Origin of the sequence: Aminobacter sp. Y103A, assembly GCF_030294925.1 — a bacterium.
Taxonomy (GTDB): domain Bacteria; phylum Pseudomonadota; class Alphaproteobacteria; order Rhizobiales; family Rhizobiaceae; genus Aminobacter; species Aminobacter ciceronei.
In genome coordinates this window covers 585,758-604,927 of sequence record NZ_AP017986.1, presented here as the reverse complement: position 1 = coordinate 604,927, position 19,170 = coordinate 585,758, and the positions used below count along the sequence as shown (strand labels likewise).

The window sequence follows — 19,170 nt, the reverse complement described above, 5'->3', positions numbered from 1 at the left end:
ATCGATGTTCCAGATCGACGACAGGTACTATGACCGACAGACGTTCGAGCAGATGTTGGCGCAGAGCGCCGACCGGGCCGGACTTGACCCGAACGGGCGCTATGCCGTCTGTTTCAGCGACACGGTGGCCTGGCTGGCGCTGTTCTTCGCCATCCGCAACATCGGCGCCAGCGTCTTCCCGATCCATCCGGCAACGCCGCATGCCGCGGCACGCCGCCTGGCCGTCGCGGCGGACTGCCACGCGCTCTATTTCAACAGCCTCGACGCCGAGACGCTGTCGAGCGACACCGCGCCCGGCGCCACCGGCCAGCTCCTTCAGATGAGCTCGGGCACGACGGGCGCGCCGAAATGCATCGCCCGCGGCTGGGCCGAGATCGACGCCGAGGTGGCAAGCTATGTCGCGACCTTCCGCCAGCCGGAGGAGATGACGCCGGTCATCGCCTGCCCGACGACGCATTCCTACGGGCTGATCTGCGGCATCCTCGTCGCCCTGAAGCGCGGCCGCACACCCGTCATCGTCGATGCCGGCAATCCGAAATACCTGCTCAGGACCCTGCGCGGCATCGAACGGCCATTGCTCTATTCGTCGCCGGCGGTGCTGCACACGCTGGCCCGGCTGATGCCCGAGGGCGAGAAGCTTCATGCGGCGATGACCTCGGGCACGGTGCTGCCTGAGCCGTGGTTCGCCCGCATCCGGGCACGGACGACGTATCTGTTCCAGCAATATGGCTGCTCGGAAACCGGCTGCATCGCCGTCAATCCTGATGTCACCGACGCCGCCGAGATGGGCTTCGTGCTGCCCCATCACGCGGTCAGATGCAGCAACAGCGCGGTTGCGCCATCCGAAATTGTCGTCAGCGGTCCGAATGGCGCCGTCGCTTCCCGCGACCTCGGCTACTACAGGCCTGATGGCATGCTGGTGTTTGTCTCCCGGCTCGACGACACGATCAATGTCTCCGGCCTCAACGTCTATCCGCGCGAGGTCGAGGACGTGGTGATGTCTATGCCCGCCATCACCGACGCCGTCGCTTTCCGCAAGGCCGATACGCTGGCCGGCGAGCGGGTCGGCCTGCTGTTCAGCGCCAGCGAGCGGCTGGAAGGCCCCGTCGTGCGGCAATGGTGCGCCCAGAACCTCGCCAGCCACCAGCTGCCGATGGAGATCGTCCAGGTCGACGCGATACCACGCCAGGCCAACGGCAAGATCAGCCGGCGCGAAGTGGCGGCACAGCATGCCGCCGGCCAGTTCACGGCAGTGGCGAGGGAGGTCGCGTGATGAACACCGAACAGGTGATCGAAGCGATCGGCACAGTGCTGCACGATCACATGAAGCACGCCCATGTCGAGCGTTTCGGACCCGATGCACGGCTCAACGAGGACCTCTATCTCGACTCGGTGCTGATTCTCGAGATCTTCCTCAGCCTGGAGCTCGAGTTCGGCCTGGTCGCGCCGGAGGAAGCAATCAACCGCCAGGACATCGAGACGGTACGCGAGTTGGCGCAGCTGTTCACCGGCGAGGCGAGTGTCGCTGCAGAGCGCTCCGCGCCGGCCGGTGAAGGCGTGCATGGCGAGGACTATATCGACATCAAGGTGCATTGCTTCGTCAGCAGCGTTTGCGATGCGCTGAAGCGTTCCGGCATCGACCAGCGGCCATTCTATTTCAGCGTCTGGGACGCCGGCTTCGCCATCAACGAGCGCTGGCAGCTCGCCTATCACGACAAGTCGATCAACCACGATTTCTTCCACGCCTGGTACCAGCGGCTCTACGGCGTCGGCATGCATTGTTGGTACGACCCGGCACGGTCGAAGGACCAGAACCTCGTCGTCATGCTCGACCTGCTCGAGCGCAAGCGCGACAGCGAATATCTGATGGTGATGCTGGACCTGTTCCACCTGCCGGAGCGGGAGAACAAGTTCAACCAGAACCCCTTCCCGCATTATCTGATGATCGAGAAGACCGACGATCCGAAGATCTGGCAGGTCAACGATCCCGACTTCCGCTGGGAAGGTCAGATCGCCCGCGACAAGGTCATCCACGCCATCCGCCAGCCAACCGTGGGCGGCGGCTACATCTTCGACCGGCTGGAAGCGCGCGTGCCCGCCGCCACCGACCTGCGCGACTTCTTCCTTGCCTGCTACCAGCCCGACCACAATCCGCTGGTCGACGGCGTGCGTCGCATCGTTGCAGCCCATCTCGACGGCAGGGACGGCGTCAAGCTCGCCGATCTTGGTGCGGCGCTGCGCGAGGTGCCTGTCATCTCGATCCGCAAATATGCCTATGAGCACGGCTTCGCCTTCTTCTGGCGCGAGATGAAGCTGGCCAATGCCGATTTCGACCATTGGTGCGACCAGATCGAGCGGGTGATCCAGGACTTCAAGACGCTGCACTACGCCGTCATGAAGCTGGCACAGACCGAGGACCACAGCCTCGCCGACGACGTGTTCTGCCGCCTCGACACGCTGGACGGGCTCGAAAAGCGGATCAAGGCGCACCTCGGCGAAGCCTTCCAGGCCTGGTGCGCCACAAAGGGCATTCCCCACACACTTCCCGCCGAACTGCTCGGAGCAGCCGAATGAAAATCTCGCTCTGCACCATCACCTTCCGCCATCATCTCGTCTCGCTCGAGGACATCGCCAGATGGGCTGGGGCCAACGACTTCCAGGGCATCGAGCTGTGGGGCGCGCATGCGCGTAACCTGGCCTACCAGCCGCAATGCGACGCCGACTGGCTGGCCGGGCAAGGGCTCTATGTGCCGATGGTCAGCGACTACCTGCCGCTCGACGGCGACGCCGAAACCTTGCGCAAGAAGACCGTCGACCTGTGCCGCCTCGCCCGGCATTGGCGGGCGGGCAAGATCCGCACCTTTGCCGGCAGCCGCGGCAGCCGGGATACCCCGGCCGAGGTCAGGCGTATCCTCACCGCGCGGCTGCACGAGGTTGCCGGGATGGCCGCGGATTTCGACCTAGAACTTTTGGCCGAAACGCATCCCGGCACGCTGGCCGATTGCGGCGCCTCGACGCTCAGGCTGGTCGCGGAGGTCGACCATCCGGCGTTCAAGATCAATTTTGACACGCTGCATGTCTGGGAAGGCGGCGATGACCCCGTCGCCGCGCATTCAGCGATGCGTCCCCATATCCGCCATTACCATCTCAAGAATGTGCGCTCGCGCGCCGATCTCAGGGTCTTCGAGCCGGCTAATGTCTATGCTGCAGCCGGCAGCCGCGAAGGCATGACGCCGCTGTTCGACGGCAAGGTCGACTATCGGCGCTTCCTTGCAGAGCTGCGCGACGACCCCACTGTCGAGGCCTCGCTCGAATGGTTCGGCAATGATTGCTTCAATGTCCTGCGCAGTGACCGACAAGCAATCAAGCGTCTGAAAAGCCCCAACGAAGTCTTGCTGCGCACCGGCAGCTTCTGATATGCGCAAAAGAAGAGTATTTGGCGAAGGTTTTATCCAACCAACGCCCACCGACAAGGACGGAGATAACAGATGAAGTTTGTTCGCCTGCTGGCCACTCTTTCGGCGGCACTGGCTATTGCCACCGCACCCGCCCTTGCGGTCGAGATCACCACCGCAACCGGCCCCAAGACCATCGACAAGGTGCCGGCCAAGGTCGCCGTCTATGACATCGCCGCGATCGATACGCTGAACCGCCTCGGCATCCAGCCGGCCGGCATCCCCGACAAGCTGTTCGTGCCGGAACTCGCCGGCGTCGCCAAGGGCGCTACCGTCGTCGGCACGCTGTTCGAGCCAGACCTCGAGGCGCTGAATGCGCTCGCCCCCGATCTGGTGATCGTCGGCGGCCGTTCGTCGACGCAGGTCGAGGCGACGTCGCGCGTGGCGCCGACAATCGACATGACGATGGACGGCGACGACCTGGTGACCCAGGCCAAGGCGCGCCTCGCCGCCTATGGCGAGCTGTTTGCCAAACCTGACGAAGCAGCCGCTGCCGCCAAGGAGCTGGACGCCGCAGTCGAAGCCGCAAGGCAGGCCGTCAAGGGCAAGGGCAAGGCGCTGATCCTGATGACCAACGGCCCGAAGATCTCCGCCTACGGCCCCGGCTCGCGCTTCGGCTGGGTGCACAAGACGCTCGACCTGGAGCCGGCTGTCGCCGACGTCGAAGCGGCAACGCATGGCGAGGCGATCTCGTTCGAATTCATCAGCAAGACCAACCCGGACTGGCTGCTGGTGCTCGACCGCGCCGCGGCGATCGGCTCGAACGACCAGGGCGCCAAGGCAACGCTCGACAACGAGCTGGTGGCCCAGACGACCGCATGGAAGAAGGGCCAGGTGATCTTCCTGCCGTCGCCCGACTTCTACATCGCCGCCGGTGGCGTGCAGTCGACGCATCGCGTGCTGTCCACCATCGAGCAAGCCTTCGCCAAGGCCAAGTGATGGCAGCGTTGCCCAACGCCCGGCTGCTCGTCGCCGCCGGGCTCGTCGGGCTTTTTGCCGTCAGCTTGAGCATCGGCGTCGATGATCTGCCGATGGGCAGCGTGTTCAGCGACGCTGGCGCACTGCAGCTTCTTTTGGTCAGCCGCCTTCCGCGAACCGTGGCCGTGGTGCTGACCGGCGCCGGCCTGGCGATTGCGGGGCTGGTGCTGCAGATCCTGGTGCGCAACCGCTTCGTCGAGCCGATCACCACCGGCACCGGCCAGAGCGCCGCGCTCGGCGTGCTTGCCGTGACCTTGCTGTTTCCGACCGCCTCGATCGCGATGAAGACGCTGGGCGCCAGCGTGACCGCACTTGCCGGCACGTCGATCTTCCTTGGCATCGCGCATCGGCTGCCGCCGACGCAGCCCTTTCTCATCCCGCTGTTTGGCCTCGTCTATGGCGGCGTCATCGGGGCTGCGGTGACGTTCATCGCCTGGCAGACCGACCTTTTGCAATATGTCGACGTCTGGACCAATGGCGAGTTCTCCGGCGTGCTGCGCGGACGCTACGAGCTGCTGTGGATCACGGCTGCCATGGTGGCGCTGGCCTGGTGGGTCGCCGACCGGCTGACCATCGCCGCGATGGGGCGCGAGGTCAGCCTCGGGCTCGGCCTCAACTACCAACGCATCGTCCAGCTCGGCCTGGTCATGGTGGCGGTGATCTCGTCGCTGGCCGTCGTCGTCGTCGGCATGATCCCTTTCGTCGGACTGGTGGTACCCAATCTCGTTTCGCGCCTGATGGGCGACAATCTGAAGAGCGCCCTGCCTTGGGTCGCCGTCACCGGCGCTACACTCCTGCTGGCCTGTGACGTCGTCAGCCGCGTCATCCGCTACCCCTACGAAATTCCTGTCGGTACCGTGCTCGGCGTCGTCGGTTCGGGGCTGTTCCTGTGGATCCTGTTCGGGCGGGCGCAGCGTGCCTGACAAACGTCTCCTGACAATGGCTGTCGCGGCCCTGATCGCGGTGATTGCCTTCATGACCATCGGCCTGCGCGGCAACATCGCCTTCGCGCTCGAACTGCGCGCCGTGCGGCTGGTGACGCTGATTCAGGTCGGCGTGGCAATCGCCATCTCGACGGTGGTGTTCCAGACGGTGACCGCAAACCGGGTGCTGACGCCGCAGATCATGGGGCTCGACGCGCTTTACCTGTTCGGCCAGATGGCGCTGGTGCTGGCGCTCGGCAGCGTCGGTTACGTCGCGCTCGACCCGCGCCTGAAATTCGCCGGCGAGGCCGGCCTGATGATGGTCATGGCGCTGGTACTGTTCCTGCCGATGCTGCGGCGGCGGTTCGACATCGGCCTGCTGCTGCTGACCGGCGTCGTGCTCGGCGTGCTTTTCCGCAGCCTCGCCTCGCTTATCGCGCGGCTGATCGACCCGAACGAATTCGCCGTCGTCCAAGGTTCGAGTTACGCCGACTTCAACACGGTGCGGCCGGACCTGGTCGTCATCGGCCTGGTGGTGACGACGATTGCCGCCATCATCCTCTGGCGCCAGCGCCACCTGCTCGACATCGTGGCACTCGGCGCCGACAGTGCCACCGGGCTTGGCGTGTCATGGACCAAGGCGCTGACCGGGCTGCTGCTTTTGGTGGCTGCCCTGGTTGCGGTGTCGACGGCGCTGGTCGGGCCGGTAACCTTCTTCGGGCTTCTGGTGGTGGCGCTGGCCGAGCGCATCGTCGATAGCCGCCGCCATCACCTGTTGCTGCCGGCGGCGATGCTGACCGCCGTCATCGTGCTGCTTGGCGGCCAGATGGTGCTGCAGCATCTTCTGGGCGGTGCCGCGACGCTCGGCGTCGTCATCGAATTCGTGGGGGGCCTCGTCTTCCTGGCCATGCTGATCACAACGAGCAAGCGATGATCGAGATCAAGAATGTTTCGTTGCGCCTCGGCGACACGCAAATCCTGGAGGATGTGTCGCTGACCATGCCCAAGGGTGGGGTGACGGCGCTGGTCGGGCCCAACGGCGCCGGCAAGTCGAGCCTGTTGTCGCTGATCGCCCGGCTGCAGCCGCTGCAGAGCGGATCGATCTCGGTCGACGGCCTGCCGGTCGACACGACGCCAAGCCGCCAGCTGGCCAGGACGCTCGCCATATTGCGCCAGGACCCGGCGGTGGCAAGCCGACTCAAGGTGCGTGAACTCGTCGGCTTCGGCCGCTTTCCGCACCAGCGCGGGCGAATCGACGCAAACGACACGAAGCTGATCGAGACGGCATTGCAGCAGTTCGGCCTGATGGATCTCGCCGACCGCTTCCTCGACAATCTGTCGGGCGGCCAGCGCCAGCGCGCCATGGTCGCCATGGCCTTCTGCCAGGGCACCGACTACATGCTGCTGGACGAACCGCTGAACAATCTCGACATGCTGTTTGCCCGCCAGTTGATGCGTGACCTGCGCGCGGCCGCCGACAACGACAAACGCACCGTCATCGTCGTGCTGCACGACATCAATCACGCCGCCGTCTATGCCGACCGGATCGTTGCAATGAAATCGGGGTGCGTCGTCGCCGACGGATCGCCGGCCGAGGTACTTCAGCCCGACATGCTGGCCCGCGTCTTCGGCTACGGCATGGACGTCATCGACGTCGGCGGCGCGCCGCTGGTGCTGCACCACCGCTGACTTTTCCCAACTCCGGACGGAAACCGCTGCACGGTTTTCCTGACTTGCGCTACGCCTCGACCTCGATCGCCGACAGCGGCTTCGAGCAGCAGGCAAGGATGAAGCCATCGTCGATCTCATGGTCGAGGATGCCGCCATTGTGGCTCATCTCGACCTCGCCGGAGAGCTTCCTGACCTTGCAGGTGCCGCATAGGCCGAACTCGCAGGCCGCCGGAATACGCACGCCCGAAGCACGCGCCGTCTGCAGCACGGTCTGGCCGGAGAGGCAGTCGGCGTCGACATCAGACAACGCGAAACGAACCGGCAGGACGGCATCCGGCACAGTCTCGCTGTCCCCGCCCGGCGTCGAGAACGGCGCGGGGACCTCCTCGACGGCAGGTGCGGCAAAGCTTTCCTGATGGTAGCGGGACATGTCGAAGCCGGAAGACTCGAGCATGCCGCGCACGGCGCGCATGAAGGGATCTGGGCCGCAGCAGAACACCTCACGCTCGCGGAAGTCGGGCGACAGCAACGGCAGTCGCACCGCATCGATGCGGCCCATATGGCCGAACCAGCCTTCGCGGCTCGACCGCTCCTCGATCATGAAACCGAGCGACAGTCCGGGCATGTGTGTGCCCAGCAGTTCGAGCTCCTTCCGGAAGATGATTTCTTCCGGACGGCGCGCGCAGTTGACGAAGGCAACGTCCGTCCACGGCGCGCAGTCGTTTAGCCAGCGCAGCATCGACATCATCGGCGTGATGCCGGATCCGGCCGAGACGAACAGATATTTGGCGGCCGGATGCTGGTGCAGCGAGAAGTCGCCTGAAGGGCCATAGGCCTTGATGCGGACGCCCGGCTTCAGATGGTCGAACATCCAGCGTGTGCCGACGCTGCCCGCCTGCGCCTTGACGGTGACGGCGATGGAGAACGGCCGCGACGGGCTGGACGACAGCGTGTAGGTGCGCATGACGGGTGCCGGTTCGGCCGGCAGTTCGAGCGTCACGAACTGGCCCGGCTTGTAGCGGAACCAGGTCTGGTTGTCGGAGCGGAAGGTGAAGGTCCTAACGTCGGGCGCCTCGTCAGTGACGCCGATGACCTCCAGCACCTGGAGCCGGTCGTTCCAGGGCGCCATTTCGTCGAGGTTGCGGTAAAGGCCAAGCTCGGTCATCGCGTTCATGCCCTTCTCCCGGTCAGGCGACGTTGCGCAGGACCGGCTTGCCGCCGTCGGCCAGCCGCGGTTCGATGAAGCCGACGTACCATTCGATGAACTGCATGACGCCGCCCTCGTGTTCCTCCGAATAAGGCCCGGGCTCGTAGGCCGGCGATTTGATGCCGAAGGCATTTTCCTCGACGATGCGGCGGTCCTGGTCGTTGGTCTCGGTCCAGACATGGGTCAGTTCGGCCAGGTCGTAGTCGACGCCTTCGACGGCATCCTTGTGAACCAGCCATTTGGTGGTGACGGCCGTTTCCGTGGCGCTGATCGGCAGCACGCGGAAGGTGACGGCATGGTCGCCGAGCACATGGTTCCAGGTTGTCGGATAATGATAGAGCAGCAGCGTGCCGATCCTGTCGGCCGAGACGCTGTCGGAGAGGTTTTTCCGCACTGCGCGCTTGCCCGACATGGTGTAGCTCACCGCGTCACGCAGCAGTGGCGCGCGTGTCGCCCTGTACTGGCCGCCGGCATCGATGCGGAACTTGCTCGGCAACCCCACCGCCTCGCACTTTGCCCAGTGCGCCAGCATTTCGGGATCGCTTTCGGCGCCATTGACGCCGGTAACGTTCGGCGCCTCGGGAAAGGTCTTGCACAGCTCAGGGTGATTGCCGGCGCAGTGGTAACACTCGCGGTTGTTTTCCCAGACCAGCTTCCAGTTTCCCTCCTCGACGATTGTGCTTTCGAAGGCGACCTTGGCTTCGCGCAGCCGGTGCGGCAGCAGGTACGGCTCGACCATGGCCCGCATCGGCGCGAAGTCGGCGGGCTCGTCGGCGAGGCAGATGAAGATGTAGCCGCCGACGGATTCGCAGGCGACCGGCTTCAGGCCGAACTGGCTCTTGTCGAAGCCTTCCGCCATCTGGCGCGCGAACAGCAGGCGGCCGTCGAGTTCGTAGGTCCACTGGTGATAGGGGCAGACGAGCTTGGCCGCCATACCTTTGTCCGTGGTGCAGACTCGGCTGCCGCGGTGGCGGCAGGAATTGTGGAAGGCGCGCAGCTCACTCTTCTGGTCGCGGACGAGCACGACGGGATAGTCGCCGACCTGGACGGTGAAGAAGCTGCCAGGCTTGGCCAGTTCGCAGTCATGGCCGACAAACAGCCAGTCGCGGTACCAGATCAGCTCGAGGTCGAGCCGGTAGAAATCCGGGTCGGTGTAAAAGGGCTGTGCCAGGCTGAACCCGTCGCGGCGTCCGCGCAGCAGCTTCAGCATTTCGTTCTTCGCATCCATGTCCTGTCCTCGCACCAAGGACTGAACGGGTGGCTTGATTTGGGAAGAACGCCAGCCGGCGGACGCAGAGGTCCGTGCAGCAACGATCCGCCTCTTGACCGCCCACCGCGATCAGTCGAGTTCCGTCAGGTTCAAGGCTGGTTTCCGGGCTTCGGAGCTGTCCTTCCGGACTGTCTCGACACCTTCCCAGGCCGGCTGGCCCAGTGGTCTCCCGTCGAAACAATAACTCCGCCACCGTTGCGGGGGCAGCGCCGGCTTCTCACCGGCTTCCCAATTCTCCGCTTCGTCTCACACTCGAAGCAGCACCTTGAACATGACCGGATCAGACCACGGATTGGTGGCCGGGCACGAGCATGAAAACGACATGGGCTCAGCGCAAAGGCGACAGAGCCCATGTGATGTCATCGTGTTGCTATTCGGCCGCTTCGGCGAACGATGCCGGCACATAGTTGAGGATCGGCCCGAGCCAGCGCTCGACCTCGGCGATGGTCATGCCCTTGCGCCGCGCATAATCCTCGACCTGGTCGCGCTCGACCTTGGCGACGCCGAAATAATAACTCTCGGGGTGGGCGAGATAGATGCCGGAGACCGACGAGCCCGGCCACATCGCCATGCTTTCGGTGAGGCTGACGCCGGCGGTTTTCTCGGCATCGAGCAGGCGGAACAAGGTCACCTTTTCGGTGTGGTCGGGCTGGGCGGGATAGCCCGGCGCCGGACGGATGCCGCGATAGGGCTCGCCGATCAGGTCGTCGGGCGCGAGGTTTTCATCAGGTGCGTAGCCCCAGAACTCCTTGCGCACCTTCTCGTGCATGCGTTCAGCGAAGGCCTCTGCGAAACGGTCGGCCAGCGCCTTGACCATGATCGAGGAGTAGTCGTCATTGGCGCGTTCGAAGCGCTCGGCGATCGCCACTTCCTCGATGCCTGCAGTGACCACGAAGCCGCCGAGATAATCCGGCTTGCCGCTGTCGGCGGGAGCGATGAAGTCGGCCAGTGCGACATTGGCCTTGCCGTCGCGCTTGGTTAGCTGCTGGCGCAGGGTGAAGAAGGTGGCAAGCTCCTCGCTGCGTGCCTCGTCGGTGAACAGCCTGACGTCGTCGCCGACCGAATTGGCCGGCCAGAAGCCGATGACGGCCTTGGGCGCGAACCACTTCTCGTCGATGATCTTGCGGAGCATCGCCTGCGCGTCGTCGAACAGCTGGCGCGCCGCGGCGCCCTGCTTCTCGTCCTCGAGGATCTTGGGGTAACGGCCCTTGAGTTCCCAGGTCTGGAAGAACGGCGTCCAGTCGATGTAGCGGGCGAGTTCGGCCAGGTCCCAGGCTTCGAACACCCTGGTGCCGAGGAAGGTTGGCTTCGGCGGCGCATAAGATGACCAGTCGACCTTGTGCGCATTGGCACGCGCCTTGGCCAACGGCAATCGCTGCTTGTCAGCTTCGGCGCGGTGATGGGCGTCGGCGACCTTCTGGTATTCGGCCTGCACCTGTTCAACGTAGCCGCCCTTGGCCTCAGGGGACAGCAGGTTGGACACCACGCCAACAGCGCGGCTGGCATCGGTGACGTAGACTGTCTGGCCGGCGCTGTAGCGCGGATGGATCTTCACCGCGGTGTGGACACGACTCGTGGTGGCGCCGCCGATCAGCAGCGGAATGTCGAACCCCTCGCGCTCCATTTCGGCGGCGACATGCGCCATTTCGTCGAGCGAGGGCGTGATCAGGCCGGACAGGCCAATGATGTCGACCTTCTCGTCCTTGGCAACCTGGAGGATCTTGGTTGCCGGAACCATGACGCCGAGGTCGATGATCTCGTAGTTGTTGCAGGCGAGCACGACGCCGACGATGTTCTTGCCGATGTCGTGCACGTCGCCCTTGACGGTCGCCATCAGAATCTTGCCGGCAGTCTGGCGTTCGCCATTGTCGATCCCATTGGCGGCGTTGGCCGCCTTCTCCGCCTCCATATGTGGCAGCAAGCCGGCCACCGCCTGCTTCATGACACGGGCCGACTTGACAACCTGCGGCAGGAACATCTTGCCGGCACCGAACAGATCGCCGACGACATTCATGCCGGCCATCAGCGGGCCTTCGATGACATGCAACGGACGCTCGGCCTGCAGCCGCGCCTCGTCGGTGTCGGCGTCGATGAATTCGGTGATGCCATTGACCAGCGCGTGGCTGATACGGCTCTCGACCGGCCAGTCGCGCCAGGCGAGATCGCGCTCCTTGGCTTCCTTGCCGGCCGCGCCCTTGAAGCGCTCGGCAATGTCCAGCAGCCTTTCGGTGGCGGTGCCGCCGGCCTTGGGCAGGCGGTTGAGCACGACGTCCTCACAGGCCTCGCGCAGCTCCGGGTCGATCGATTCATAGACGGCGAGCTGGCCGGCATTGACGATGCCCATGTCCATGCCGGCCTGGATGCAGTGATACAGGAACACGGCGTGCATCGCCTCTCGCACCGGCTCGTTGCCGCGGAACGAGAACGACAGGTTCGACACGCCGCCCGAGACATGGACATGCGGCAGGGTCTGGGTGATTTCCCGCGTCGCCTCGATGAAGTCGACACCGTAATTGTCGTGCTCCTCGATGCCGGTGGCGACAGCGAAGATGTTGGGATCGAAGATGATGTCCTCGGGCGCGAAGCCGGCTTGCTCGGTCAAGAGCTTGTAGGCGCGGGTGCAGATCTCGACCTTGCGCGCCTTGGTGTCGGCCTGACCCTGCTCGTCGAATGCCATGACGACGACGGCAGCGCCATAGGCCCGGCACAGCCGGGCATGATGCAGGAAGGCTTCCTCGCCTTCCTTCATCGAGATCGAATTGACGATCGGCTTGCCCTGGACGCATTTCAGCCCGGCCTCGATCACCTCCCATTTGGAGCTGTCGATCATGACGGGCACGCGCGCGATGTCGGGTTCGGCGGCGATCAGATTGAGGTACTCGACCATCGCCTTCTTCGAGTCGATCAGGCCCTCGTCCATGTTGATGTCGATGATCTGCGCGCCATTGACGACCTGGTCGCGGGCGACGTCGAGGGCGGCGGCATAGTCGCCTGATGTGATCAGCTTGCGGAACTTGGCCGAGCCGGTGACGTTGGTGCGCTCGCCGACATTGACGAAGGGGATCTCGTCGGTGAGCGTGAACGGCTCGAGGCCCGACAGGCGCATCTGCGGCTTGAGCTCCGGCACCTGGCGCGGTGGATATTTGGCGACAGCCTGCGCGATGGCGCGGATGTGCTCAGGCGTCGATCCGCAGCAGCCGCCGACAATGTTGATGAAACCCTCGCGCGCGAATTCCTCGACCTGGGAGGCCATGAATTCGGGGCTCTCGTCATACTGGCCGAAGGCGTTGGGCAGGCCGGCATTGGGATAGGCGCAGATGAAGGTCTCGGCGACATCGGACAGTTCGGCCAGATGCGGGCGCATGGCGGCCGCACCAAGCGCGCAGTTGAGGCCGACCGTGAACGGATCGGCATGGCGGACCGAATTCCAGAAGGCCGACGGCGTCTGGCCGGACAATGTGCGGCCGGACAGGTCGGTGATGGTGCCCGAAATCATCACCGGCAGGCGCACGCCCTTTTCGATGAAGATCTCGTCGCAGGCAAAGATCGCCGCCTTGGCGTTGAGCGTGTCGAAGATGGTCTCGATCAGGATGATGTCGGCGCCGCCGTCGATCAGGCCACGCAGCTGTTCGCCGTAAGCGATGCGCAAATCGTCGAAGGTGACGGCGCGGTAGCCGGGATTGTTGACGTCAGGCGAGATCGAGGCGGTGCGGTTGGTCGGCCCGAGCGCGCCGGCGACAAAGCGGCGCTTGCCGTCTTCCTGCTGCGCCCGGACGACGGCGCGGCGGACCAGCCGCGCGCCGTCGCGATTGAGCTCATAGACCATGTCCTCCATGCCGTAGTCGGCCTGGGCGATGGAGGTCGACGAAAAGGTGTTGGTCTCGATGATGTCGGCGCCGGCGATGGCGTATTTGTAGTGGATCTCCTCGATCGCCTTGGGCTGCGACAGGATCAAGAGGTCGTTGTTGCCCTGCTGATGGCAGGCGCAACCGGTGAATTTGTCGCCGCGGAAATGGTCCTCGTCGAAGCCGAGCCCCTGAATCTGGGTACCCATCGCGCCATCGAGAATCAGGATGCGCTCACGCGCCGCCGCTTTCAGCGCTGCCATCACCTCCGAACCGTCTGGCTTGGCGGCAACCGACCCAAACAGGGCGTCGAGCGTGGTGGCGTTTTGCGACACTTTTCATCCTTTCGGCGACAAAGCCGTCAGGTCACATAAAGACATCTTTATGTCAATATGTCGAGTGTGTCGTTGTCGCATTTGCGACCACGCGCAACACGACCAGCCTGCCGGCTAGTCCGGCTGCTTCAGCAGATAGGTGTCCATGATCCAGCCATTTTGCTCGCGCGCCTGTTTGTGGATGCGCTCGATGTCGCCGACGACCTCGCGCAACTTGCCCGACACCAGGATTTCATCCGGCGTGCCGACATAGGCGCCCCACCAGATGTCGAGATCACCATCGAGACCGGCGAAGGCACCTTCGCCGTCGAGCATGACGACGACGCTGTCGGCATTGTTGGGAAAACCCTCCGCAAGCTTGCGACCGGTGGTGATGGCGATCGACTGGCCGATCCTGTTCAGCGTGACCTTGTGCCGGGCGGCAAGCGCCTGAATGCTGGTGATACCCGGAATGACATCATATTCGAGTTCGAAGCCGCCCTTGGCCTGCAGCCTGTCGAGGATGCGCAGGGTGCTGTCGTAAAGCGTCGGATCGCCCCAGACGAGGAACGCGCCGCACTCGTCTTCCTCGAGTTCCTCCATGAGCAGCTGTTGGTAGACGCCTTCGACAGCGTCATGCCAATCTGCGACGGCGGTGCCGTAGTCCTCCGCCGCCGGCCTGCGGCGAGGCACCTCGAACGCGACGGTGCGATAGCTCTGGTCGCGGATGAAGCGTTCGCAGATCTCGCGCCTGACCCGCGCCAGCCCGTCCTTCTCGATACCCTTGTCGGGGATGAAGAAGACGTTGACCCGGTTGAGCGCATCGACAGCCTGGATCGTGACATAGTCGGGATTGCCCGCACCGATGCCGATGACAAGAATCCTTCGCTTCATGACGGCATGGCCGTGCCGCCGCCGAGTTCGGCGGCAAGGTCCAGAAACAATTGCCTGAGCCGGCGCGGCCCCGGATGCCTGCCACCATATTCGGCGAGCCGAGTGGCCTGCCGCGAGGCGGCCTCGTGGAGGTTGCCGCCTTCAGGCTGCGCGACCAGCCAAGCCAGGAACACCTGTTCGGGTTCGGGCATGACCGGTGCAATGGTGGGACGGTTCCAGGTCAGTCCCATGCCAGTGCTCCACCATTCTGGTATTCGATGACACGGGTCTCGAAGAAGTTCTTCTCCTTCTTCAAATCCATCGCCTCGGACATCCACGGGAATGGGTTCTCGACTTCGGCGAAGACCGGCTGCAGGCCGAGCTGGGCGCAGCGCCGGTTGGCGATGAAGTGCATATAGGTTTCGCAAAGCGCTGCATTGAGGCCAAGGAAACCGCGCGGCATCGTATCGCGGCCATAGGAGGCCTCGAGCTCAGCAGCCGTGCGGATCATGCCACGGATCTCATCCTGGAACGCCGGCGTCCACAGATGCGGGTTCTCGTGCTTGATCTGGTTGATGACGTCGATGCCGAAGTTCAGATGGATCGACTCGTCCCGCAGGATGTACTGGTACTGCTCGGCAATGCCGATCATCTTGTTGCGCCGGCCCAAGGACAATATCTGGGCGAAACCGGTGTAGAACCACATGCCCTCGAAGATGACGTAGAAAGCGACGAGGTCGCGCAGGAAGGCCTGGTCCGCTTCAGGCGTGCCGGTCCTGAAATCCGGATCGTCGAGATGCTGTGTGTGCTTCAGCGCCCATGCCGCCTTGTCGGTGATCGAGGGCACCTCGCGGTACATGTTGAACAGCTCGCCTTCGTCCAGGCTGAGGCTCTCGACGATGTATTGGAAGGTGTGGGTGTGCACCGCCTCCTCGAATGCCTGGCGCAGCAGATATTGCCGGCATTCCGGATTGGTCAGATGGCGGTAGATGGCCAGCACGATGTTGTTGGCAACCAGGCTCTCCGACGCGGCGAAGAAGCCGAGATTGCGCTTGATCATGCGCCGTTCGTCGTCGGTCAGCCCATCCTTCGACTTCCACAGGCCGATGTCGGCTTGCATCGACACTTCGGTCGGCATCCAGTGATTGTTGCAGCCGGCGAGATATTTCTCCCAGGCCCAGCGGTATTTGAGCGGCAGAAGCTGGTTCACGTCGGCACGGGCGTTGATCATGCGCTTGTCGTCGACGCGGACGCGGCCACCGCCGCGTTCGATCACACCCAGCCCCGTGGCATCGGCAAGCGGGACGTCGCCTGTGAAGGCGGGGTGGATGGTTGCAGCGGCAGCCTTTGGTTCGGACCAGTCGAGCATCTTGTTGTTCCTTTTCCTGATCGCCGCTTACTGGCAGGCTTCACATTCGGGATCGTCGATGGCGCAGGCCTTGCCCCATGCGACATCGGCGTTGACGATGATTGGGGCTGACGCTGCAACAGCGACAGCGGAGACGGAATTGAGCTTGCCGTCGGTGCCCTTCAGCGTCGACTTCTCGACATGCGAGGCCGAGCGCGAGCGCAAATAGTAGGTCGTCTTCAGGCCCTTGTTCCATGCCAGGCGGTAGAGCGCGTCGAGCTTCTTGCCGCTTGGATCGGCGATGTAGAGGTTGAGCGACTGGGCCTGGTCGATCCATTTCTGCCGACGCGACGCTGCCTCGATCAGCCAGGCACTGTCGATCTCGAAGGCGGTAGCGAAGAGCGCCTTGAGGTCGTCGGGGATGCGGTCGATCCGGCCGATCGAGCCGTCGAAATATTTGAGGTCGGAGACCATGACCTCGTCCCACAGGCCGCGCGCCTTCAGCTCATGCACCAGTGCTGCGTTGACCACGGTGAAGTCGCCGGACATGTTCGATTTGACGAACAGGTTCTGGTAGGCCGGCTCGATCGACTGCGCGACACCGCAAATGTTGGAGATGGTCGCCGTCGGCGCGATCGCCATGGTGTTGGAGTTGCGCATACCTGTCTTCCTGACGCGCTTGCGCAAGGCATCCCAGTCGAGCGTCGAGGCGCCGTCCATGTCGACACCGGGGCGCGCCTTGGCCAAGAGGTCGATGGAATCGATCGGCAGGATGCCCTTCGACCACAGCGAACCGTCAAAGCTCGGATAACGCCCGCGTTCGGCGGCAAGGTCGCAGGACGCCGAAATCGCGTTGTAGGAGATCGCCTCCATGCTGGCGTCGGCGAAGGCCACGGCAGCGTCTGACGCATAGGGGATCTTCAGCGCCTGAAGTGCATCCTGGAATCCCATCAGGCCGAGGCCGACAGGACGATGCTGCAGGTTGGAGCGCCTGGCTTCGGGGATGGTGTAGAAATTGATGTCGATGACATTGTCGAGCATGCGCATCGCCGTCTTCACGGTGCGCGCCAGACGGTCGATGTCGAGCCCCTCGGCTGCGATATGATTGGCAAGATTGACCGAACCGAGATTGCAGACGGCGACCTCGTCCTTCGAAGTGTTGAGGGTGATCTCGGTGCAGAGGTTCGACGAATGCACGACGCCGATGTGGCCCTGCGGCGAGCGGATGTTGCACGGGTCCTTGAAGGTGATCCACGGATGCCCGGTTTCGAACAGCATGGTCAGCATCTTGCGCCACAGGTCGAGCGCCCTGACCGTGCGGAACACCTTGATGCCACCAGCCAGAGCCTTGGCCTCGTAGCTTTCGTAGGCCGCCTTGAACGCCGTGCCATAGAGATCGTGCAGGTCGGACGCCTCGTCGGGCGAAAACAGCGTCCACACGCCATCGGCCTCGACGCGCTCCATGAACAGGTCCGGCACCCAGTTGGCGGTGTTCATGTCGTGGGTGCGGCGGCGGTCGTCGCCGGTGTTCTTCCTGAGGTCGAGGAATTCCTCGATGTCGACGTGCCAGGTCTCGAGATAGGCGCAGACAGCACCCTTGCGCTTGCCGCCCTGATTGACGGCGATAGCCGTGTCGTTGGCAACCTTGAGGAACGGCACCACACCCCGGCTCTCGCCATTGGTGCCTTTGATGTGAGCGCCGAGGCCGCGCACTGGGGTCCAGTCATTGCCGAGCCCGCCGGAATATTTGGCCAGCAGCGCATTGTCCTTCACCGCCTTGAAGATGCCGTCGAGATCGTCGGCGACGGTGGTGAGGAAACAGGACGACAATTGCGGGCGCAGCGTGCCGGAGTTGAACAGCGTTGGCGTCGAGGCCATGAAATCGAAGGACGACAAAAGATCATAGAACTCGATGGCGCGGCTCTCGCGGTCGATCTCGCGGCCTGCCAGGCCCATCGCCACGCGCATGAAAAAGGCCTGCGGCAGTTCGAAACGCTTGCCTTTGCTGTGCAGGAAATAGCGGTCATAGAGCGTCTGCAGACCCAGATACTGGAACTGCAGGTCGCGCTCGGGCTTTAGCGCGGCACTGAGCCTGGCAAGGTCGAAACGGCCAAGTTCGGGGTCGATCAATTCGGCCTTGATGCCGGTGGCGATGAAGGCGGGGAAATAGGTGGCATAGCGCTGGGTCATTTCGGCCTGGGTGGCCTGCTCAGACCTGGCCGAGACGAAGCTCAGTGCCTCGCGCCGCAACCGGTCCAGCAACAACCGGGCGCTGACGAAGGCGTAGTTCGGTTCAGTTTCTACAAGCGTACGGGCGGCCAGGATCGGCGCCAGCGAAAGCTCGTCGGCGGTGATGCCGTCATAGAGATTGCGCCTTGTCTCGGCCAGGATCGCATCCGCTGAGACGGCCTCGAGCCCGCTGCAGGCCTCGTCGACAATGCGGGCCAGTCGCGTCTCGTTCAGCGGTGCCAGGCCGCCGTCATCGGCCTTGACCTGGAGCGGCGGTGCGGCGACCTCGACCGACGTGACCTTGGCGGCAGCGCGTTCGCGGGCACGTTCCTCGCGGTAGAGCACATAGGCGCGGGCGACCTTGTGATGCTCGGAGCGCATCAGCGCCAGTTCGACCTGGTCCTGGATTTCCTCGATGTGGAAGGTGCGGCCGCTATCTGCCCGCCTGGTCAGCGCGGCGAACACCTGGCCGGCCAGTTCCTCGACGACGTCGTGGACGCGGCGCGAACCGGCGGCCACCGAACCCTCGGTGGCGAGAAATGCCTTGGTCAGCGCCACAGTGATCTTGATCGCATCGAACGGCGTCACCGCGCCGTTGCGCCGGATGACACGGTAGCCAGGTTCGGACGCGGTCTCGGAACCCTGGCTGAGAGCGGACGGAACGCTGTCGGTTCCGCTGGATTGAAGTGTAGAGGTCGCCGGCATCATCTTCCCCGATGGTTTGGGGGCGAAGGGCCTTGGGCGGACGCATGCCGGATTTCGGCCGGCGCAAGCCAGCAGAACGCAAGCGCACCACCGGACACCCCGCCCGTGGACGTTCAGACTCGATCGCGGCAGGTCTCCTGGCTCGCAGGTCATTGCTGCTGTCTGGCCTTCCCAGCGCCCATTGGCGCCAGTGGCACTACGCGACAGCAACTCACTGCTTACAGTTGCGGGGGCAGCGCCGGCATTGCGAAATCGCGCACCGGCTTCCCTCTTAGCTCCCGAGCTGGAATCAACTCGGAAGACCACGATGTCTACATGTAGTATGACTGCCCGGTGTCGTGTCAACAGGTGG

The 19,170-nt window shown here is 64.0% G+C and carries 14 protein-coding genes and 2 riboswitches; of the genes, 7 read left to right on the top strand and 7 right to left on the bottom strand.

What is annotated here, in order from left to right; genetic code table 11:
- Window positions 1-4: 4 nt before the first annotated feature.
- The 7 genes from Amn_RS02865 (at window position 5) to Amn_RS02835 (ending at window position 7,045) form a co-directional block, all read left to right on the top strand.
- Entirely contained in the window at window positions 5-1,273 is a 1,269-nt protein-coding gene (locus Amn_RS02865) for an AMP-binding protein (RefSeq protein ID WP_286294494.1), read from the top strand.
- A complete protein-coding gene (locus tag Amn_RS02860) occupies window positions 1,273-2,574 on the top strand; it encodes a DUF6005 family protein (RefSeq protein WP_286294493.1) in 1,302 nt (433 codons plus the stop codon). Before Amn_RS02865 ends, Amn_RS02860 begins: the two co-directional genes overlap by 1 nt.
- On the top strand, window positions 2,571-3,416 hold the full coding sequence (locus tag Amn_RS02855) for a sugar phosphate isomerase/epimerase family protein (protein ID WP_067954744.1): 846 nt from the start codon (window positions 2,571-2,573) through the stop codon (window positions 3,414-3,416). The genes Amn_RS02860 and Amn_RS02855 overlap by 4 nt, the downstream gene beginning before the upstream one ends.
- Before the next feature lie 72 nt (window positions 3,417-3,488).
- Window positions 3,489-4,394, top strand: coding sequence for a siderophore ABC transporter substrate-binding protein (locus Amn_RS02850; RefSeq protein WP_286294492.1), 906 nt, complete (start codon window positions 3,489-3,491; stop codon window positions 4,392-4,394).
- Window positions 4,394-5,356 (top strand): ABC transporter permease, encoded by a 963-nt coding sequence (locus Amn_RS02845; RefSeq protein ID WP_286294491.1) that lies wholly within the window; start codon window positions 4,394-4,396, stop codon window positions 5,354-5,356. The genes Amn_RS02850 and Amn_RS02845 overlap by 1 nt, the downstream gene beginning before the upstream one ends.
- Window positions 5,357-5,372: 16 nt before the next feature.
- Complete coding sequence (locus Amn_RS02840; RefSeq protein ID WP_067954749.1) at window positions 5,373-6,290, top strand: iron chelate uptake ABC transporter family permease subunit; 918 nt, start codon at window positions 5,373-5,375, stop codon at window positions 6,288-6,290.
- Window positions 6,287-7,045 carry an iron ABC transporter ATP-binding protein gene (locus Amn_RS02835; RefSeq protein WP_286294490.1) on the top strand — a complete coding sequence of 253 codons (759 nt, stop codon included), beginning with the start codon at window positions 6,287-6,289 and terminating at the stop codon, window positions 7,043-7,045. Before Amn_RS02840 ends, Amn_RS02835 begins: the two co-directional genes overlap by 4 nt.
- 49 nt (window positions 7,046-7,094) lie before the next feature.
- Here the strand turns inward: Amn_RS02835 and Amn_RS02830 are convergent, their stop codons facing one another.
- The 7 genes from Amn_RS02830 to Amn_RS02800 all read right to left on the bottom strand — a co-directional run bounded on the left by Amn_RS02830 (window position 7,095) and on the right by Amn_RS02800 (window position 18,818).
- Window positions 7,095-8,192 (bottom strand): FAD-binding oxidoreductase, encoded by a 1,098-nt coding sequence (locus Amn_RS02830; protein WP_154384728.1) that lies wholly within the window; start codon window positions 8,190-8,192, stop codon window positions 7,095-7,097.
- 22 nt (window positions 8,193-8,214) lie between these two features.
- Window positions 8,215-9,462: an aromatic ring-hydroxylating oxygenase subunit alpha gene (locus Amn_RS02825; RefSeq protein ID WP_286294489.1), complete on the bottom strand. Its 1,248-nt coding sequence runs from the start codon at window positions 9,460-9,462 to the stop codon at window positions 8,215-8,217.
- A 118-nt stretch (window positions 9,463-9,580) separates the two neighbouring features.
- A riboswitch (cobalamin riboswitch) is annotated at window positions 9,581-9,787 on the bottom strand.
- 87 nt (window positions 9,788-9,874) lie between these two features.
- A complete protein-coding gene (gene metH, locus Amn_RS02820; RefSeq protein WP_502874763.1) occupies window positions 9,875-13,612 on the bottom strand; it encodes a methionine synthase in 3,738 nt (1,245 codons plus the stop codon).
- Window positions 13,613-13,798: 186 nt separating this feature from the next.
- Complete coding sequence (cobF, locus tag Amn_RS02815) at window positions 13,799-14,557, bottom strand: precorrin-6A synthase (deacetylating) (protein ID WP_067954758.1); 759 nt, start codon at window positions 14,555-14,557, stop codon at window positions 13,799-13,801.
- On the bottom strand, window positions 14,554-14,787 hold the full coding sequence (locus tag Amn_RS02810; RefSeq protein ID WP_067954760.1) for a hypothetical protein: 234 nt from the start codon (window positions 14,785-14,787) through the stop codon (window positions 14,554-14,556). The genes cobF and Amn_RS02810 overlap by 4 nt, the downstream gene beginning before the upstream one ends.
- Window positions 14,778-15,905 carry a ribonucleotide-diphosphate reductase subunit beta gene (locus Amn_RS02805; protein ID WP_067954762.1) on the bottom strand — a complete coding sequence of 376 codons (1,128 nt, stop codon included), beginning with the start codon at window positions 15,903-15,905 and terminating at the stop codon, window positions 14,778-14,780. The genes Amn_RS02810 and Amn_RS02805 overlap by 10 nt, the downstream gene beginning before the upstream one ends.
- 27 nt (window positions 15,906-15,932) lie before the next feature.
- Window positions 15,933-18,818, bottom strand: a complete 2,886-nt coding sequence (locus Amn_RS02800; RefSeq protein ID WP_067965771.1) for a ribonucleoside-diphosphate reductase subunit alpha — start codon at window positions 18,816-18,818, stop codon at window positions 15,933-15,935.
- Between the two features lie 110 nt (window positions 18,819-18,928).
- A riboswitch (cobalamin riboswitch) is annotated at window positions 18,929-19,140 on the bottom strand.
- Window positions 19,141-19,170: the final 30 nt, after the last annotated feature.